We start from the raw sequence: 16,623 nt of genomic DNA, 5'->3' as shown, positions 1-16,623 counted from the left end.
CATTACGATGTAAGATGAACACGAAGCTAGGAAGCCTCCTATCGCCTATCATTAATGAATGGTCTCAACGACATTAATGGGATGCAAATCCCCGTCTACGGCAAAAGATGCTTGTCCCGTTTCTTCGGAAACAACCAGTACAACAGCATCTGTCAATTCACTTAGCCCCAGTGCGGCACGGTGGCGTGTTCCCATTTTTCGTTCCCCTGCTGCAGCCTGGGACAGTGGGAGCACATTGCCTGCGGAGACGATCTGGTTGCCGCGGATCAGAACTGCCCCGTCATGCAGTGGTGCACCGGGGATAAACAAGGATTCAAGCAGCGCATGGGTCACTCGCGCATCCACAGCAACACCCGAATGAATGATAGGTTCCAGAGGAATTTCACGTTCAATAACGATAAGAGCACCATATCTGCGATCAGACAGATGCTGTACGCTTGCCGTCAGCTCAGCGAATTTTTCGGTGAAGGGAGACAGGTAACAATCCAGATAAAAGGAAGAGGCGAGCACCTCAATCTGCTTGATCTCGGTACGAATCTCAGCGAATTGTGCGAGCAGACAGACACTGTCATTGTCAAAACGGGTTAATGTCCGATTCATGCGATCCGCTACACGATGCAAATCTTCCTTCAGCCTCTGTCTCATGGACGAACTGTCACAGTCTGCTTGCCGGGTCATTATTTACCGCCTCTCCTTCTGGATTGATGCCAACATAGTTAACCTATACGTTTCCCGCGGTACGATTCATTTATACCAATCAGACCCTTGCCTTGTTTCATCAAATAGAAAAAGCCTGTTTGCAACGTTAGTGTCACAAACAGGCTCCAGTACAGCTAAGCAGCTCGCTAAGATTCTACCTTAAGGTGTAACGGCGCCATAAGAACCATTCTTGAACGTCGTTGGATCGTACCATTTATATCCTGCAGCCGGAGCAGCCCATGGCTCAAGCTGTGGTTCTGTGGAGTTAGCCGGGGTTTCAATGGAAAGCAGGCTCGTCGGTGTGTCCAATGTCAGGCCAGATACCTGCGACAGACTCGTATAGCTTTCTTTTACCGCAAGCCATTTTACGGTGTTGACCAGGAACGTGCCATCGTTCACTTCCTTGAATCCGTCATAGGTTTTCTTGGAGGCTCCCGTTTCTTCTCGCAAATATTTCGGAGTCGCATCTTCCACAGGTGAGGAATCTCCGATAAATGCGGCTTTGCCTGCGCCTACCTTGGCAATGGCTGCATATGCGCCTTCAGCACGTCCGCCGCCATTGTACACGCCCTGATCCACGGCGTTGCCCCATTTGGATACACCGCTTGGCACATAAACCAATCCCTTGGCTTTGTTCGGATCAATAATGGCCAAGGTAGATCCGGCATGCATCGCCACCGCATTTACACCACTTGTAATTCCGAATGACTGTGATGGAGCCACAATATCGGTGGCATTGACGTCACCCAGTGCATTGTAGCGGAAACGGATGCCGAAGTTGCTTGCCAGCCAGTCAGAGCTCGTAACTCCCTGCATCGCTGGAGACTCGGCTTCTGCCGAGGACATGCCTTTGGCCGGGTTCAGGAACGCTCCACGGCGGTATCCATTAAACACCTCGGAGGAATCCCAGCGGTTTTTGTTTCGGTCTGCATTATAGTGATCGGAGATGAAAAAGACGCTGCCACCGTTCTGTACGTATTGCAGCAGGGCAGCCTGCTCCGTTGCTTTAAACGGCACGTTGGCTTCGCCAATGACGAAGACATCATAATCTTTTAATGCATTGTAGGTGATGGCCTGCTCACCAAAAGTATACGGGATGCTGCGCTCAAGCTGATCCACGGCAAAGCCTGCGTTTCTAAGCCCGTTCGCGAAGTCTGAAAATGCCCCATCAATGATCCAGTCCGCTGCCCCAGCGGTTTGGGCATGGGTATTATCGAACAAAACCTTCTTGCCTGTACCATCAGGCAGTGTCGTCCCTGGGCCCGGTTCTGGGTCAGGATTGGTTGTTCCGGTAGAGAGTGTAATCGAGGTTGGGTTTTTGAGTCCTGCATAGCTGTTGTATGCACCAAGTGTTCCGGTTACGATGACCTTTTTGCCTACAAGGCTCGGATTGGAAGCAAGTCCATACTGTGAGCGGAATGAAGAGGAAACTTGTACGTCCAGCAATTTTGCGTTGGCCTTCTCTGACGGAGAATCCGCAATCAGGAAGTTAAAATCATTGGCGTAAGGAGATGTAAACTTGGCTGTGAGTGAGCCGGTAGCATGTCCAACAATATAACCCTCTACCGTCGCCGTTCCTCCACCACTCTGAGCAGCTATAGCCTGCGATACAGTAAGCGGTGCTGCCGCAGCCTGTGCCGGACCCTGTGAACCTGGCCCCAGCAGTGCTGTTGCCGTCAGAATGAAAATTAGGAATGCCCCGATCCAGTGCTGCCATAACGCCTTCTTCATGTTCTCCTTCTCCTCCTCGGATTTACCTTTTAATGGGTTGTCCACTTTAATTTAATCCTTCACATGATGAATTCCTCTTTGTTTATGTAAAATTATTGAAAAAAGTTTGCTCCGTTGCGCAACTGCCCATACTGTTTACCAAAAGCATGATAAAGGAGAACATGTACCATGAGATTTCTATTTTTGCTGCTTCTAATCATTGTCCCGCTCGTGATGGTTTTTCTAGCTCTTCGTTCCCGAACGGTCATAAAGTGTTTTCATGCCTTGGCTCTTATATGTTTCTATAGTGCTGCCACGGTCATTGCCGGAGATGTGTATGCCACCAATGCACATATGACCACATTTACAACCGAAATTCATCATTTTCTGCTGAATGGCTGGTTCCTCTATCCGTCGGCTTATTTGGGCGTGTACATTCCGTTTCTGTTATGGATAAGCCTTTTTTCGAAAAAAAATAATGATTAATTGGTTTCTCAACATTGCTTTTTCGCTGTGTTCGTAGCATAATACATGTATACGTGATAATGATTATCATTCTTGAGGTTGTCTCTTATTCACAATTGAACTTTACATGAATTATCGATCATATAGCTAAAGGGGAACGAATATCAAATGAATACAACACTGCAAAAGACTTCACTGCAGCTTGACGATTATCTGGATCTTCTGAACCTGGCCATCACCTTGGGTGATACGAAGTGGCAGAAGGAAATCGTCCGCAAATTGGCTTATACTTATCCATCGGTTCCATGCAAACAACCACAATAACACCTTTTCGATAACTCATGAGGGATTCAGATCTGAATCTGCTTCATGAGTTATTTTTTTGTTTTAATAATCCAATCGATACAGGTAAAATGAACTTAATTATCGCCCAAGGGAGTGAATGGCATGTTAGCAGAGACAGAACGACTGATTTTACGAGAGATCGGCTTGGACGACTGGGAAAGCATACATACGTACACCATCTCACCTGAAGTAACTAAGTACACAGCTTGGGGACCCAACACAGAACAGGATACAACTGCGTACATTGAACAGGTTCTGCAATCGCAACAGGAACAGCCTAGATCTCAATTCGATCTTGCTGTCTGCCTGAAAACAGATGGAACACTGGTTGGCAGCGTTGGCATATACACGGAGGGCACCAATGCGGAGATGGGTTATGTGATGAATCCACAGTATCAGGGAAGAGGCTATGCCGCTGAGGCAAGCCAGGCGCTGCTGGGTTTGGGCTTCAACACCCTTGGTGTACATCGGATCTACGCCAAATGTCGGCCGAATAACAAGGCTTCGGAGCGAGTCATGCAGAAGATCGGCATGGAGTACGAAGGCCTGATGCGGGAGCATTGGTTTTACAAGGGAGCATTTCACGATTCGTTGGTCTATTCGATCCTCGCCAGGGAATATGCTCAACTCGAAAAAGCTGATATCGGTTAATACCAATATCAGCTTTTTTCATCTCCGTAACGACCCCAATCGCCAGTGAAGATTGATCTGTGATCCATGACTATGGTGTGACTAAAGGCGGCATAACTCTACTGGACAGCTCGGAAACGTAGGACACCCACACATGCAGCGCAATGCGGCTAGATCGCGAATCATCAGTTTGCCATCTAGTGTGTCCAGTGTCCCTTGTTCTTTCCAGGCCCCCAGCATCCGTGTAACACTCTCCCGAGTAGCTCCAATCATCTCCGCAAGCTCCGTATGGTTCAGCTTCATCTCAAGTACGATCCCCTCAGGAGTGATTTTGCCATACGAGTTGCTGGCACGGATCAGTGTCGAAGCCAAAGCCCCAGCCTTGCCATAGAGCAGCAGATCCCGGAAACGCGATTGGGTAATCCGCTGTGAAAGTGCCATCCATTGCAGGAATTTCAAGGCAAGGTCCCCATGTTTGCTAAGCACGCTTTCCAGATCACTGAGCGAGATGATCGCGAGTTCGCCTTTCTCCGTCATCTCTGCACTGTAGCTGTGATTCTGGCCGCCAATGCCACCAAATTCCCCGATCAGGTCCCCTTTTTGCTGAATCGACAAAATGATTTCCTTGCCATCTTCCGTCGATTTGGTCATTTTCACGCGTCCCGAACGAATGTAGTACAGATATCCGGCTTCATCGCCTTCCAGAAAGAGACTATACCCCGACTTCACCCGTTTGGGCTGCATTTTTTCCTCAATCCAGGCCCACTGTTCAGCTGTTACGAACGAAAGTATTCCACCTGTCTCTCGTGTCATTTTGCTTCCCTCCGTTTTACGTTCTGTCGCTTGGGTTGTTCTTTCTGTAAATATCGTACCCATCACTTTCGTCCCCCTCGTGTTTCCTTATGAATCTATCTTATCGCGAAACCGGCGTGAACGTTATCGGGGGATTACCTGAACCTGGCTGAGAAATTCCCTGAATTTTCTGTGAGAAAAGTCACATCCTATGAAGTCATACGCATGTTGTGATAGGGTAAAGTTCTTGCTGTGTACGGATTGAGGCCTTACGTTAATCAAGATCAGTATTTTGCAGAACCGAAATAGGGGGATTCCCTGAATTACAACTCAGACGAATGGGACTACAATAGAACTACCGTATAAACTTATATTTCAGGACACCTTGGTCAAAGGTTAAACATATCCATGTCACCAGGTCTAATCTAATGGTGTAATTCCAAAAAGGAAGTGTCTCTCATGCACGATGAACTCCCTTCCGGCATTCAGGAGATGATCCATAATCTGCGCCTGAACACATCCACCGATTTTTGCGGACTGGCCTATCTCTCGGGGTCCATGCTGCGCTGGAGGTACACTTCCGGCGCAACCAATGATCGCGTTACACGGATGGAGATGCGTCCCGGACAAGATCTTGTGGGCACTGCTCTACGGACAGGCCGCACGTCCCTGTCGGATGAAGGTACCACAAATGCCAGTACACCTGGCCGTTGTCCGTTGATGATCGCAGAGCGGCTGTTATGCGCCATCGCCGTCCCTGTGTTCCTGGAGAGCAGCATCCCCGGTGCCGTGCTGCTTGTTGGCAGCAGGCAGCCATGTACGTTCTCACCGAACACAGTCAGGGAAGCAGAGCTGGCGGCCAGAGCAGCTGCAGCGAGCCATTCACAGTTAAGCAGGCCTCGTGTAAGCCATGAAGAAAAGCTATTCAGAGATTAAAGCTCTGGGTGGCTTTTTTTGGTATCATGAAGACAGGACCAAGAAGCGGACAGGGGGAATATATAGTGATTCAACTATTGGTTGTGGATGATCATGTTGTTGTGCGTTCCGGGCTGATCGCCCTGCTCGACGGCAAGCATGATATCCGGATCGTGGGGGATGCAGCAGATGGTGACGAGGCCATTGCCAAGGCACAGGAATTGAAACCGGATGTGGTATTGATGGATTTCAGCATGCCGCCAGGCAAGGACGGGCTAACCGCCACCGCAGAATTGAAAAAGTTGATGCCTGACGTGGCCATTTTAATTTTGACCATGCATGATGATGAAGAGTATCTGTTCCGTGCAATCCATGCCGGAGCTTCCGGGTATATTCTCAAAAGCGCGCCGCATGAGGAACTGCTGGCAGCCATTCGCTCTGTAGCAGAGGGCAGTGCGTATCTGTATCCCAGTGCCACCAAACGGCTGATGAGTGAATACCTGGACAAATCCAAACAGGAAAACGCCGGGCCGTATGACACACTTTCCGAACGGGAGAAAGAGATATTGTCCTGGATTGCCAAGGGTTATGCCAACAAGGAAATTGCCGAGCACCTGGTCATCAGCGTCAAAACGGTCGAATCCCATAAAAGCAATCTCATGGATAAGCTGGGCCTGCGGACCAGACCTGAACTCGTCAAGTTTGCCATGAAAAAGGGGTTGCTAAACTTTGAGTAGCGCACGTGAGAACAGACTTAGCGGACTGGCCGAGCAGCCAGTACTGCAGCTGCTGGATGAACTGGATAATCATATCACTGATGATGAATTCCGCAGCAGGCTGAAAGGTTCGCTGCATCAGCTAAGCGATCTGAAGTTTGCATTGGATGAATCCTCCATCGTTGCCCTCACGGATCGTAAAGGGAAGATCCAGTATGTGAACGATAAATTCTGCGAAATTTCACAATATGACCGCAAAGAATTGATTGGTCAGGACCACCGGATTATCAATTCGGGATACCACGGTAAAACATTCATGAAAACCCTTTGGGAAACCATCTCCTCAGGGCGAGTATGGAACGGAGAGATTCGTAACCGTGCGAAGGATGGCAGCCACTACTGGGTGAATACAACAATTGTGCCTTTTCTCGACAATGACGGAGAACCATATCAATACCTGGCAGTACGCAGCGAAGTGACGAAGCTGAAACGGGTCGAAGCTGAATTGCAGACGATGATGACCCAGGTCATGAACATTCAGGAAGAGGAGCGCCGCCGGATTTCGCGTGAGCTGCATGACGGAATCGGACAGAGTCTCTTCTCGCTTGTAATTCAGATCGATCAGCTGCTGGCTGACAAGCCTCATTCCGGTGTGGAAGCGCTGCGTAAGCAAGTCACGGGTATTATGGAAGAAGTCCGTGGCATGGCCTGGGAACTCAGACCTTCCGTGCTGGATGACCTCGGTGTCGTTCCGGCCATCCGGACTTACATTGAGAACTATACCCGCCACTACGGTATCGAAGTCGATCTGGAATGCAACCTGCGCAGACGGCTGGAGATGAATCGGGAGATCGCCATGTACCGGATTATCCAGGAGGCACTTACCAATGTCGCCAAGTATGCCGATGTAGCCGAAGCACAGGTAACGGTGGAAGATTCCGAGGAGGGCACAGTCGTAACTATTTCGGACCAAGGTGCCGGATTCAATGTACAAACGGCAGGTCAGGGCGTGGGACTGTTCAGTATGGAAGAACGTGCTCGTGGAGCAGGAGGAACGCTGACGTTATCGTCTGAGCCTGGTGAGGGTACAAGCATTACGTTTCACCTTCCCAGAGGTATATAGAACGAAGCGAATATGTGGATAGGCTATACGCACATCTACAATAGAAAGAAAGAGAGCTGCTCACGGTTTTATTCCAAGAGCGGCCTCTTTGCGTTCCAATTTTGGTACCAATGACAAAATGAAAGCCTAAAATCGGATAAATTCAATATAATGGATAAATAGGTTGACTCCAATTACGATTCGTCATTAAAATATGAATGCTGCATGCAAAATGCATTTTTGAAGGTTTACATTTCATATTCCATATAGAGAAGGAAAAGGATGATCAATCATGTCAGATAAACGCTCCTCTAAAGGAGGAGAAATCCCGCAAATGTACAATCTGGACGCGATCGATCGGAAAATCATAGCCGCTCTGCATCAGAACAGCCGTATATCCTATACCGATCTGGGCGCACAGATTGGACTGTCACGTGTAGCAGTTCAGGCTCGCATCAATGCTTTATCCGAAAAAGGCATCATTGAACGTTTCACGGTTGTTATTAACCCGGGTAAGGTTGGGCTTCAGGTCTCTGCCTTTTTTAATGTAGATGTGGAGCCGCCCTTCCTTGATGAAGTGGCCGAGAAACTGGACGAGGAACCGGCGGTCACCAGCCTCTATCATATGACGGGCCCAAGCACACTGCACATGCACGGCATTTTTGCGGACATGGAAGAGATGGAGCAGTTTCTGCTGGAGAAGCTCTATAAGATGCCTGGCATTGTGAAGGTCGAATCACAGTTGTTATTGAAACGATATAAAAGTCGAATGGGCATGAGACTGTAGGAGGAAAACAGCATGAGTTGGAAAGATTACACCGGTCTCGTTACGGGTATGGTACGAACCGGGATATTGGGTTATGGCGGTGGTCCTTCGGTTATTCCGTTGATTCGTTATGAAGCAGTCACTCGCTATCAATGGGTTAGTGATGAGGAATTCGGCGAAATTTTGGCCATAGCCAATGCCCTCCCTGGTCCGATTGCAACCAAGATGGCTGCTTACCTCGGTTACAAAACCAAAGGCGTGCTCGGCGCCATCGTTTCCGTGCTGGCACACATTTTGCCCACGAGCATTGCCATCATCGCCCTGCTTGGCTCCATGTACGCACTGCGTGAGTCGAAGATCGTCGCAGGTATGGTGGCGGCTGTGCGCCCCGTGATTTTTGTGATGCTGGGCATGATGGCTTATGAATTTGCCAAAAAAGCATGGTCCGGACTCGGCAAAACCTTTGCCGTCCTGTTTGGTGTCATTGCGTTTGTGTTATTGCAGCTGCTGAATATTCATCCAGGCATTGTTATTGCAGTCTTCCTGGGTTATGGCGTATTCCACCTGGATCTGGTTCAGCGCTACAAGTCCAAACGCAGCTCCGACAAGGAGGTGTCCTAAACGATGCTTCAGACATGGTGGGAATTGTTTTGGGGATTTTTCGTAGCCAATATTTTGGGATACGGTGGCGGTCCTGCTTCCATCCCGCTCATGCAGGAAGAAGTGGTGAACCATTATCAGTGGATGACCACAGAGCAATTCGGCGATGTGCTCGCCATCGGGAATGCGCTCCCTGGTCCAATCGCTACCAAGATTGCCGCATTTGTCGGTTATCAGGTGGCCGGCTGGTTCGGAGCGTTTATCGCCAGTTTTGCCACAATTGTACCTTCTGCTGCCGCGCTGATCCTGCTGCTTCGTTTACTTAACAAGCATCGTACATCGCCCAAAGTCAAAGGAATGACGCTGCTTGTGCAGCCAGTTATTGCGGTGCTTATGATTCTGCTCACGTGGGAATTCGGCCAAGTATCCACCGATTCCATCGGGATCTGGCAGACACTGATCATAGCAGGGATCTCCTTATGGGTCATGACCAAGACCAAACTGCATCCGGCTATTTTAATTGTTATCGCTTTTGCTTATGGTGCCTTGGTTCTGTCTCATACGATGTAATCCGTTGATCGAAAAAATATAATTGTTATACCAAAAAAAACGGTGGTGTCAGCATCCAAGCTGGCATCACCGTTTTCCCATTCACATCTCACCTGCAACGCATGTTTTATTTTGCTTCAACAACGATGGTCACTTTTGTTTTCACGCCAGCATAACTCACCGTGATTGTCGCTTTACCTTTACCATTAGCCTGAATAATACCATCCTTCACCGTTGCTGTTGCAATACGGGAGGACTTCCAAAGTGCCGGTTTGGAGACATTCTCTTCACTGCCATCGGCATATGTTGCCGTTGCTACCACAGTAACCTTATCCCCTGGTTTCATGGTCAGGGTAACTTTATCGGTTTGCAGATATTTCAGTGTATCTACATCGATAGCCACGGTTACAGATTTGCTGCCGTACTTAGCTGTTACTTTCGCTTTACCTGAACCAACCGCTTTTACTTTACCTTTGGTTACCTGAGCTACTTTGTAGCTGTTGGTTTTCCATTCAGCTTTGTCGGTTACATCGCGTTCGCTACCGTCGCTCAAATATGCAGTAACCGTCAGCTGTGCTGTTTCACCTGATTTCAGGGAAAGTGCCGGTTCAGAAGCTTCGATGCGGGAGATGACGTCAACTTCAACCTGAATCGTCACTTTTTTGGAACCATACTCAGCCGTGATGTTTGCTTTACCACTGCTATTTCCCGTGATAACACCCTTCTTCACGTCCGCTACGCGCGAATTGCTGGATTTCCAAGTCGCTTCGGATGAAACATCCTCAGTCAATCCATCTTCATCGGTCGCTGTCAAGACGATCTGTTGTGTTTCCTTGGCAGACAGTACTACGAAGTTTACATCTGCTTCCAGGCCACTAGCCATGCCCACTTCAACAGGCAGAGTCAGTGTTTTGCCTTCAATTTTTGCCGTAATGGTAGCCTTACCCGTTGCAATACCTGTCACTAAACCATTACTGTCTACTTCCGCAATCTTTTCACTGCTGCTGCTCCACTCTGCATCTTCCGAAACATCCTTGGATGTGTCGCCATAAACAGCCAGTACTTTGGCAGAGAACGTACCGCCGACAGCTACTGAGGCTTTTTTCTTATCCATTTCATACTTGTCCGGAACGTCTACATTCACTGTAAACTTAACCGTTTTGCCACCATAAGCAACTGTAACGGTTGCAGTACCTGTTTTATAAGCAATCAACTCGCCATTCGATACATACACCACGTCCGCATTACTTGATGTCCAAGTAGCTTTGGAAGTTACGTCTTCTGTGCTTGCATCAATGTATTCTGCACTTGCTTTCAATTGCTTGGTCTTATTATCACCAGTAACACTCATTGCGAGCTTGTCATCGACATCCTTGATATCGAGGTATCTAGCTGTATCAACATCAACGGCAATCTCTACCGTTTTGCCGCTATAGGAAGCCTTGATTGTTGTTGATCCTGCGCTTACGGCTGTAATCTGTCCTTTAAACACAGTTGCCACTTTCTCGTTGCTGGAAGTCCAAGTAGCCTGATCCGTCACATTCACATCACTGCTGTTTGGATAGGAAGCCGTTAAAACCACGTTGGCTATTTTATTGGACTGGCTCAAGCGGAAGAAAATACTTTGTTTCTCCACACTCAGTTTACTTGTCAGATCTACGTCTACATCTACAGATACGGATTTGGTTCCATATTTAGCAGTGATTGTGGCGGAACCTGCGGAATACCCCGTAATCTCTCCTTTTAACACATCTGCGACTTTCTCATTACTCGAGGTCCACTCAGCCAGGTCAGTGACATCTTTGGTCGTCCCATCTGGATAAGTAGCCGTTAATTTAACATCTTCACTCTTATTCAACAGCAGATTAACCTGCTTTTTGTCTACATCTACACGTTTAACAACCTCGACGTTAACATCTACTGTTACACTTTGACTGCCTACTTTTGCTGTGATAACAGCTGTACCCGCACTCTGCCCGGTTACTTTACCATTTACTACAGTTGCCACTTTCTCATCACTTGTAGACCACTCCGCCATTTGAGATGCATTCTCGTTGGTTTCATTGTCACTGTACGTAGCGGTAAGGATAATATCTTTGGTATCCCCTGTTCGCAGATCCAGTGTCTGCACGTTTTTGGAGAGGGCTTTTACCTTTTTGGTAACCTTTACTTGAACAGCCTGGCTCTGATTCTGGTACTCTGCCGTAATCGTGGCTGTACCGTCCTTTTTGGCCGTAATTGCACCATTATATACAGTTGCAATCGAAGTATCACTACTGCTCCAGGATGTATTAATGGTTACGTTAGTTGACGTATTATCCGAATATACACCTGTTACCGTAACAGAACTGGAATCCCCTACTTCGAGAGACATCTCATTTTTGGAAACCACTATTTTGGACAGTTCCTTATCTGCCGCAGCGGCCAAGCCTACGTTGGAAATACTCAGCACGAATACCAGCATCATCACCATGTACTTGGTCAATCTTGGCTTTAACATCATTTCCCCCCGATTATCATCATTTTTTTCCTTAATTTTAATGTCGGCAAGTTCTTTCCAGATGTTTAGGCTTTCAGCGATTTTTCAGAAAAATGATTGGAAAACAATTCCGAATTCTCATCTTCTCCGGGGAATCATACCCGCTAGCAATTCGCATAACCTATCTATATTGCTACTTAACAAGCGCCAAGCAACTGAATTGTACATGATAGGAGGAAAAACATGCGGCAGCCCTTTGATTACATTGGATATTGGGAGCAGACCTATCGTTCCGGAGAAACTTCTGGACGTGGATCATACGGGGTTCTGGCTGAATTCAAGGCCGAGATTGTGAACGGATTGATCCAGCAGGAGGGTATTACCAGCGTAATTGAGTTTGGATGTGGTGATGGTAACCAGCTGCAATTTATGAATTATAAAGAATACCTCGGTGTCGATGTCGCTGCCTCTTCGGTGCGCCTGTGTGCCTCGAAATTTGCCACGGACTCCTCCAAAAGCTTCATGCTGTATACACCTGGCCTGTGGATCAACCGGGGTTTTCTGACGGCAGACCTTACGGTGTGTCTGGATGTGCTGTACCACATCACGGATGAGACCGATTTCCGCAATACCTTATATGATATTTTGCATTCATCGAAGGAATGGGTTGTACTTTACACCCGGTTGAAGGAAAACGGCAACCCAGGCGTGGATACGATCCAGGATCGCAACCTGTTCCATTATTTATTTGACTATCCCGACTTCAAGGTTCAAGAGATCATCCCGCAGCGATATCCCGATCAATCTTCAGCGGACTTTGTGATCCTCAGGCGCGTGCCATCGAAGAAAAATATTTAAATTATCTAACTCATATCACGAAAAACCACCCAAAACAGCCCAGTGAAAGATAGGCTGCCCAGGTGGTTTTGTATTTCAATGAGTTAATTCTCCGACATGTTGAGGTTAAAATAGACCCGGACGTCCGCGCAGCTTCGCCAGCGCTTCCATATAGAAATAATCGCCGTAGATGATCGGCACATTCAATCCCCTTCCTTCCGGGTAATGCACGGTTCCCTGCATGATCAGCCCCTCTTCCGCAGCTGACTCGCCTGAGCTGTAGCGCTCATGCAGGCCGCGAACGATGCGCTCGCCCGCTGCGGCATACTCTTCTCCGCGTGGCGACAGCTTCGCCAGCTCAAGCAGACCGCTCGCCGCAATCGCAGCGGCGGATGAATCCCACGCCACCTGATGCTCCGCTGGTGCGCGAAAATCCCAGAACGGCACGATATCTTCGCCAAGCATGGCGAGGAAAAAATCGGCCGCGCGTTCCGCTGTCTCCAGATAGCGGGCTTCGCCCGTATACCGGTAAGACAGCGCAAAACCATGCAGCGCCCAGGCGGTGCCCCGCGCCCAAGCGGAACCTGGAGCATGGCCCTGTCCGCCATGCTCTCGCAGCTTCTGCCCCGTGTGTGGATCAAACTCCACCACGTGGCAGATGGACCCGTCTGCGCGGACGAACTCGCGCGCTACGGTGTCCGCGTGGGCTTCCGCCAGCAAGCGGAAGCGGGGATCGCCGCTCTGCTCGGATGCCCAGTAGAGCAGTGGCAGGTTCATCATGCTGTCGATGATGACTACGCCGCGCGTGTCCATTGTAGGCGAGTTGAAGTTCCAGGCACGAATGAACTGACCACGTACATTGAAACGAGCAGCAAATAGATTGGCAGCAAGCATTCCCCGCCGCCGGCTGTCCATGCTGCCAGTCTGGCGGTAGGATGCTACGCCGCTAAGCAGCCAGATGAAACCCAGATCGTGATCCACCGAATCCGGATTGCGGAGACACCCCTCCAGCTGCCGTTCACAGCTATCTGCAAAACGGGACAATGGAGCAGCATCCACATTTTCCGGGGACTCACCATACACGAGCCATAACAATCCTGGCCAGAATCCGGCTGTCCACCATTCCGGATCATTCTGGTCATACGTTCCCTGCGGAGAGATGTGTGGAAAGGTATCCTTGATTCGCTGTGCGTTGCGAATGGTTTTGTCCGCGCCCTGCCGCCATGCTTCTTCAACCCATGTTACCGATGTCGATGTACTCACGAGCTTTGCCTCCTCTTTTCGTATCCTAATTTATTTACTCATATACATAAGCAACTTGGATGGACTATATCAGCACGCTTGTCTTCAGTGGTTTCCTTGCAACAGTTCAATCCGGGTTGTCCTCAATTCTGATTCTTCGAATTGAATTACCTCGGATAAATGGTGAATTTCAATCTGCACCTTGTCTCCTGTACAGAATGATCTCGAGAATCTCCGCTTTCATCTGCGGTTTGCCGTATGATTAATGCGGTGCGGTAAAACTTCTGTGGCAGGTGATCATGATCCATGGTCTCGATCACTTCGATCTGTGCATTCCAGCATTCAGCATCGTACTCCATGATTACCACAGCCTTGCTACCTTCCCATCGTACTCCTGTTTCTTGCAAGACAGGTTCGATTCGACTGATAAAATGCTGGGTGACTCGCGGTTCTCTAATCAGGCGCTCCCCTATCTGAATACCGGAAGAAGGTGGACTCCATTGGTAGTGGTCTTCAAGGAAAAGCTCTGCTTCGGAATTTCCAGCTGAACCGTGCCATCGTAACCGCCGGATATATCTTGCCAGTGTAGGAGCCTCCGAATAAGCTGACGTCAGATCCAATTCAGCCTCTATCCCCTGTGATGGCAGGTGTTTAATATGTAGCATTTTAGCTTCGGCTTGTCTTCCGGATTGCTGATGGGTCCCTTCAATGACAGGAACACTATGCCCCTGAGAGCCAATTTGTAGAATGCTTTCCCTACCAGGTGCGAAGTAGGCTTGAGTATACTCGCCTGAGCCTGGATCACAGAGAATGTTTTCACCGCCGCCATGAAGGATGAAGTGTCCCAGATCATTATGATTATGAGGCTCTGCGTTATGACCCCCTTTTACCGAAAAGGCCACCTTCACTTCCTGCTGTTCACCTGTTGTCAGCGTCCCTCGTGCTATCACCCACGACAAATCCTTCAAGTAAATTGGAATCCCGGGCTCGCCCGATTCAGTCTCTCTCTCGAACTTAGCGGGATTAGTCCAGAGTACATTGCGGAGAGCATGAGCCCACCTGCGGCAGGGATCCTGGGAGAGGAGCGGGATGTGGAGCCCTGAGTTGATTGGAATCTGCTGCCGATCGGACAAAAGGGACAGTAAACCGGACGGAATCGTCTCCCGCTCACGACTGTCCGAATAGTTAATATACACCCCGCCCGATAAATGAATATTTCCCGGGAAAGCAGCAATCGTTCCCGTCTTGGGTTCTGACAACATATCCAGTTCACCTGCACTGAACAATCTCAGCATCTCTGCAAAATACGTATAGAATCCGAACCCGTACACCCAGTAGCCCACACCTTCAGCACATCCCCCATCCGTCCCGTAACCACTCAAAAAGGCATTCATGGATCGAATGGTGTGCTGCACAGCCATGGTTCTAAGACGCTCATCCTTCAATAAAAGGAGAGCAGCAATTCCGCATCCTCCACTGCAAACGGCTGACCAGTTGTGATTTGCCTCTTCCCAACCATAAGTCCGCTGCTCTCGGTACAATGGAGTAAATATCCTGTCTTCTATCTCCGCCTTGACCATCCGGATCACACGTTCATCCAGCATGTCATCCAGCATCACGACTAGCTCTGCCAGCATCTGTGCGGTCTCTGCAGCGAATAGATCAATATGTGTTCTTGCGCCAGCTTCTTCCCCTTCCGGTATATGGGCAGACAGACACCAGGTTTGTTCGGTACAAACACTCCAGATCAGATCCTCCACCAGTTGCAAACGAGAGGAAGACGGTGATACTGCCATCAGCAACCCTAGCGATACAAGCCTTCCGCGCCTTTCAAAATAGGCCTGCTCATACGCTTGACGCTCACCCGTATCCCTGAATTGACGAAATAGGGAAAAAGATAGTTCAGGCAGGTTCTCCTTGAGTGCCTTCTGTTCATAACCTTCTAAATCCGACCAAAAGCCGGCGTAAATGGGGTCATCCCACGTGTCCGTAAGCCTGTCTTTCCAGTGATGGATAAGCTCCAAACCATCGGATATTCCATGTTTCATAGCCTCAGCGATATGATCTGCCGTCCAACGTAATCCAGGGTGAACTGTCATCAGAATTCCTCCCCACAATTGTAACCGATTTCATTTTAGCCTATCATGCAGTGAAAAAGAAGGGAATTCCGCTAAATGTATGTAAAATAACATATAATATGAAAATAACTGAAACTTTTCAGACGTTTTTCTCGTAATAAAGTTGTCGGTACTCATTGTATATGTACGTAATTCCATTATGAGGACAGGTGAACGATACTGAAGACTGAATTATTTAATCAGGCTGTAATTGAACTGCTGCATCGCTCGGATAGCCATGCACTTGTCCAGGTGGAGACTCATTTTCCGGATAACCGCCTCGTTGGCGGCAAATATCACATGGGAACTCACACCGTGTATCTATATCAAAAAGAAATTATGGAGCAATGCCGGATGTTGTTCGGATCGCTGGCTCCATTAGAAGCCTATATTTATGTTATTTTGGCCCATGAACTGGGTCATGCCGAGGATGCAGAATTAGTGGAACTATCAAACCGCCTTGATGGTCCTCTTACAGCTCTTGAGCAGGCGGAGATTCGGCTGCGCATTGAAGAAAATGCCTGGCGTTATGCAGAATCCCTGTTATCGGATATGGATCCCGTGTTTCTGCGTACCATCATTGATGAATCCCTGCTTAGCTATCGTCAAGCGATTGAACCACATATTGCCTGAATGTTCTAGCACAGCTGTAGCAAACA

Annotated in this window: 17 protein-coding genes; 11 read left to right on the top strand and 6 right to left on the bottom strand. The window is 48.6% G+C overall.

Going from position 1 to position 16,623, the window contains the following annotated elements:
* Window positions 1-51: 51 nt before the first annotated feature.
* Both cdaS and AC3WQ3_RS10830 read right to left on the bottom strand, forming a co-directional pair.
* On the bottom strand, window positions 52-678 hold the full coding sequence (gene cdaS, locus AC3WQ3_RS10835; RefSeq protein WP_336783835.1) for a sporulation-specific diadenylate cyclase CdaS: 627 nt from the start codon (window positions 676-678) through the stop codon (window positions 52-54).
* A 180-nt stretch (window positions 679-858) separates the two neighbouring features.
* Window positions 859-2,430: a DUF6359 domain-containing protein gene (locus AC3WQ3_RS10830; RefSeq protein ID WP_336783837.1), complete on the bottom strand. Its 1,572-nt coding sequence runs from the start codon at window positions 2,428-2,430 to the stop codon at window positions 859-861.
* 168 nt (window positions 2,431-2,598) lie between these two features.
* On the opposite strand from AC3WQ3_RS10830, the gene AC3WQ3_RS10825 reads away from it, so the two are divergent.
* From AC3WQ3_RS10825 to AC3WQ3_RS10815, 3 genes are all read left to right on the top strand, one after another.
* On the top strand, window positions 2,599-2,895 hold the full coding sequence (locus tag AC3WQ3_RS10825) for a hypothetical protein (protein ID WP_095361634.1): 297 nt from the start codon (window positions 2,599-2,601) through the stop codon (window positions 2,893-2,895).
* Between the two features lie 147 nt (window positions 2,896-3,042).
* The gene (locus AC3WQ3_RS10820) at window positions 3,043-3,198 is read left to right on the top strand and encodes a hypothetical protein (RefSeq protein ID WP_164764295.1); all 156 of its coding nucleotides are present in this window, start codon (window positions 3,043-3,045) and stop codon (window positions 3,196-3,198) included.
* A 123-nt stretch (window positions 3,199-3,321) separates the two neighbouring features.
* Window positions 3,322-3,870, top strand: a complete 549-nt coding sequence (locus AC3WQ3_RS10815; RefSeq protein WP_336783840.1) for a GNAT family N-acetyltransferase — start codon at window positions 3,322-3,324, stop codon at window positions 3,868-3,870.
* Window positions 3,871-3,951: 81 nt separating this feature from the next.
* Here AC3WQ3_RS10815 and AC3WQ3_RS10810 read toward each other — a convergent pair whose 3' ends face one another.
* The gene (locus AC3WQ3_RS10810) at window positions 3,952-4,725 is read right to left on the bottom strand and encodes a Crp/Fnr family transcriptional regulator (RefSeq protein ID WP_261780133.1); all 774 of its coding nucleotides are present in this window, start codon (window positions 4,723-4,725) and stop codon (window positions 3,952-3,954) included.
* A 375-nt stretch (window positions 4,726-5,100) separates the two neighbouring features.
* On the opposite strand from AC3WQ3_RS10810, the gene AC3WQ3_RS10805 reads away from it, so the two are divergent.
* From AC3WQ3_RS10805 to chrA, 6 genes are all read left to right on the top strand, one after another.
* Window positions 5,101-5,577, top strand: a complete 477-nt coding sequence (locus AC3WQ3_RS10805) for a GAF domain-containing protein (RefSeq protein WP_336783843.1) — start codon at window positions 5,101-5,103, stop codon at window positions 5,575-5,577.
* Between the two features lie 65 nt (window positions 5,578-5,642).
* On the top strand, window positions 5,643-6,293 hold the full coding sequence (locus AC3WQ3_RS10800; RefSeq protein ID WP_336783845.1) for a response regulator: 651 nt from the start codon (window positions 5,643-5,645) through the stop codon (window positions 6,291-6,293).
* Window positions 6,286-7,395, top strand: coding sequence for a PAS domain-containing sensor histidine kinase (locus AC3WQ3_RS10795; protein WP_336783847.1), 1,110 nt, complete (start codon window positions 6,286-6,288; stop codon window positions 7,393-7,395). Before AC3WQ3_RS10800 ends, AC3WQ3_RS10795 begins: the two co-directional genes overlap by 8 nt.
* Window positions 7,396-7,666: 271 nt before the next feature.
* Window positions 7,667-8,161, top strand: a complete 495-nt coding sequence (gene chrS, locus AC3WQ3_RS10790; RefSeq protein WP_095361639.1) for a chromate efflux transcriptional regulator ChrS — start codon at window positions 7,667-7,669, stop codon at window positions 8,159-8,161.
* A gap of 12 nt (window positions 8,162-8,173) precedes the next feature.
* Window positions 8,174-8,761: a chromate efflux transporter ChrB gene (chrB, locus tag AC3WQ3_RS10785; protein WP_154896487.1), complete on the top strand. Its 588-nt coding sequence runs from the start codon at window positions 8,174-8,176 to the stop codon at window positions 8,759-8,761.
* Window positions 8,762-8,764: 3 nt separating this feature from the next.
* Window positions 8,765-9,310 (top strand): chromate efflux transporter ChrA, encoded by a 546-nt coding sequence (gene chrA, locus AC3WQ3_RS10780; RefSeq protein ID WP_095291571.1) that lies wholly within the window; start codon window positions 8,765-8,767, stop codon window positions 9,308-9,310.
* A 106-nt stretch (window positions 9,311-9,416) separates the two neighbouring features.
* Here the strand turns inward: chrA and AC3WQ3_RS10775 are convergent, their stop codons facing one another.
* Window positions 9,417-11,789 carry an Ig-like domain-containing protein gene (locus AC3WQ3_RS10775; protein ID WP_492472258.1) on the bottom strand — a complete coding sequence of 791 codons (2,373 nt, stop codon included), beginning with the start codon at window positions 11,787-11,789 and terminating at the stop codon, window positions 9,417-9,419.
* Between the two features lie 222 nt (window positions 11,790-12,011).
* Here AC3WQ3_RS10775 and AC3WQ3_RS10770 point away from each other — a divergent pair, with 222 nt between their 5' ends.
* On the top strand, window positions 12,012-12,626 hold the full coding sequence (locus AC3WQ3_RS10770) for a class I SAM-dependent methyltransferase (protein WP_492472257.1): 615 nt from the start codon (window positions 12,012-12,014) through the stop codon (window positions 12,624-12,626).
* 105 nt (window positions 12,627-12,731) lie between these two features.
* Here the strand turns inward: AC3WQ3_RS10770 and AC3WQ3_RS10765 are convergent, their stop codons facing one another.
* On the bottom strand, window positions 12,732-13,868 hold the full coding sequence (locus AC3WQ3_RS10765; RefSeq protein ID WP_336783855.1) for a glycosyl hydrolase: 1,137 nt from the start codon (window positions 13,866-13,868) through the stop codon (window positions 12,732-12,734).
* Between the two features lie 146 nt (window positions 13,869-14,014).
* Window positions 14,015-15,946 (bottom strand): hypothetical protein, encoded by a 1,932-nt coding sequence (locus AC3WQ3_RS10760; RefSeq protein WP_492472256.1) that lies wholly within the window; start codon window positions 15,944-15,946, stop codon window positions 14,015-14,017.
* Window positions 15,947-16,216: 270 nt separating this feature from the next.
* Here AC3WQ3_RS10760 and AC3WQ3_RS10755 point away from each other — a divergent pair, with 270 nt between their 5' ends.
* Window positions 16,217-16,597 (top strand): hypothetical protein, encoded by a 381-nt coding sequence (locus AC3WQ3_RS10755; RefSeq protein ID WP_492472255.1) that lies wholly within the window; start codon window positions 16,217-16,219, stop codon window positions 16,595-16,597.
* Window positions 16,598-16,623 lie beyond the last annotated feature (26 nt).

It is taken from the genome of Paenibacillus sp. FW104-T2, assembly GCF_058789975.1.
This window is presented reverse-complemented; position numbering and strand designations above follow the sequence as displayed.

Bases quoted from the DNA above. Each gene is read 5' to 3' on its own strand.
- cdaS (WP_336783835.1), bottom strand. From the start codon at position 678: ATGACCCGGCAAGCAGACTGTGACAGTTCGTCCATGAGACAGAGGCTG.
- AC3WQ3_RS10830 (WP_336783837.1), bottom strand. From the start codon at position 2,430: ATGAAGAAGGCGTTATGGCAGCACTGGATCGGGGCATTCCTAATTTTC.
- AC3WQ3_RS10825 (WP_095361634.1), top strand. From the start codon at position 2,599: ATGAGATTTCTATTTTTGCTGCTTCTAATCATTGTCCCGCTCGTGATG.
- AC3WQ3_RS10820 (WP_164764295.1), top strand. From the start codon at position 3,043: ATGAATACAACACTGCAAAAGACTTCACTGCAGCTTGACGATTATCTG.
- AC3WQ3_RS10815 (WP_336783840.1), top strand. From the start codon at position 3,322: ATGTTAGCAGAGACAGAACGACTGATTTTACGAGAGATCGGCTTGGAC.
- AC3WQ3_RS10810 (WP_261780133.1), bottom strand. From the start codon at position 4,725: ATGGGTACGATATTTACAGAAAGAACAACCCAAGCGACAGAACGTAAA.
- AC3WQ3_RS10805 (WP_336783843.1), top strand. From the start codon at position 5,101: ATGCACGATGAACTCCCTTCCGGCATTCAGGAGATGATCCATAATCTG.
- chrS (WP_095361639.1), top strand. From the start codon at position 7,667: ATGTCAGATAAACGCTCCTCTAAAGGAGGAGAAATCCCGCAAATGTAC.
- chrB (WP_154896487.1), top strand. From the start codon at position 8,174: ATGAGTTGGAAAGATTACACCGGTCTCGTTACGGGTATGGTACGAACC.
- chrA (WP_095291571.1), top strand. From the start codon at position 8,765: ATGCTTCAGACATGGTGGGAATTGTTTTGGGGATTTTTCGTAGCCAAT.
- AC3WQ3_RS10775 (WP_492472258.1), bottom strand. From the start codon at position 11,789: ATGTTAAAGCCAAGATTGACCAAGTACATGGTGATGATGCTGGTATTC.
- AC3WQ3_RS10770 (WP_492472257.1), top strand. From the start codon at position 12,012: ATGCGGCAGCCCTTTGATTACATTGGATATTGGGAGCAGACCTATCGT.
- AC3WQ3_RS10760 (WP_492472256.1), bottom strand. From the start codon at position 15,946: ATGACAGTTCACCCTGGATTACGTTGGACGGCAGATCATATCGCTGAG.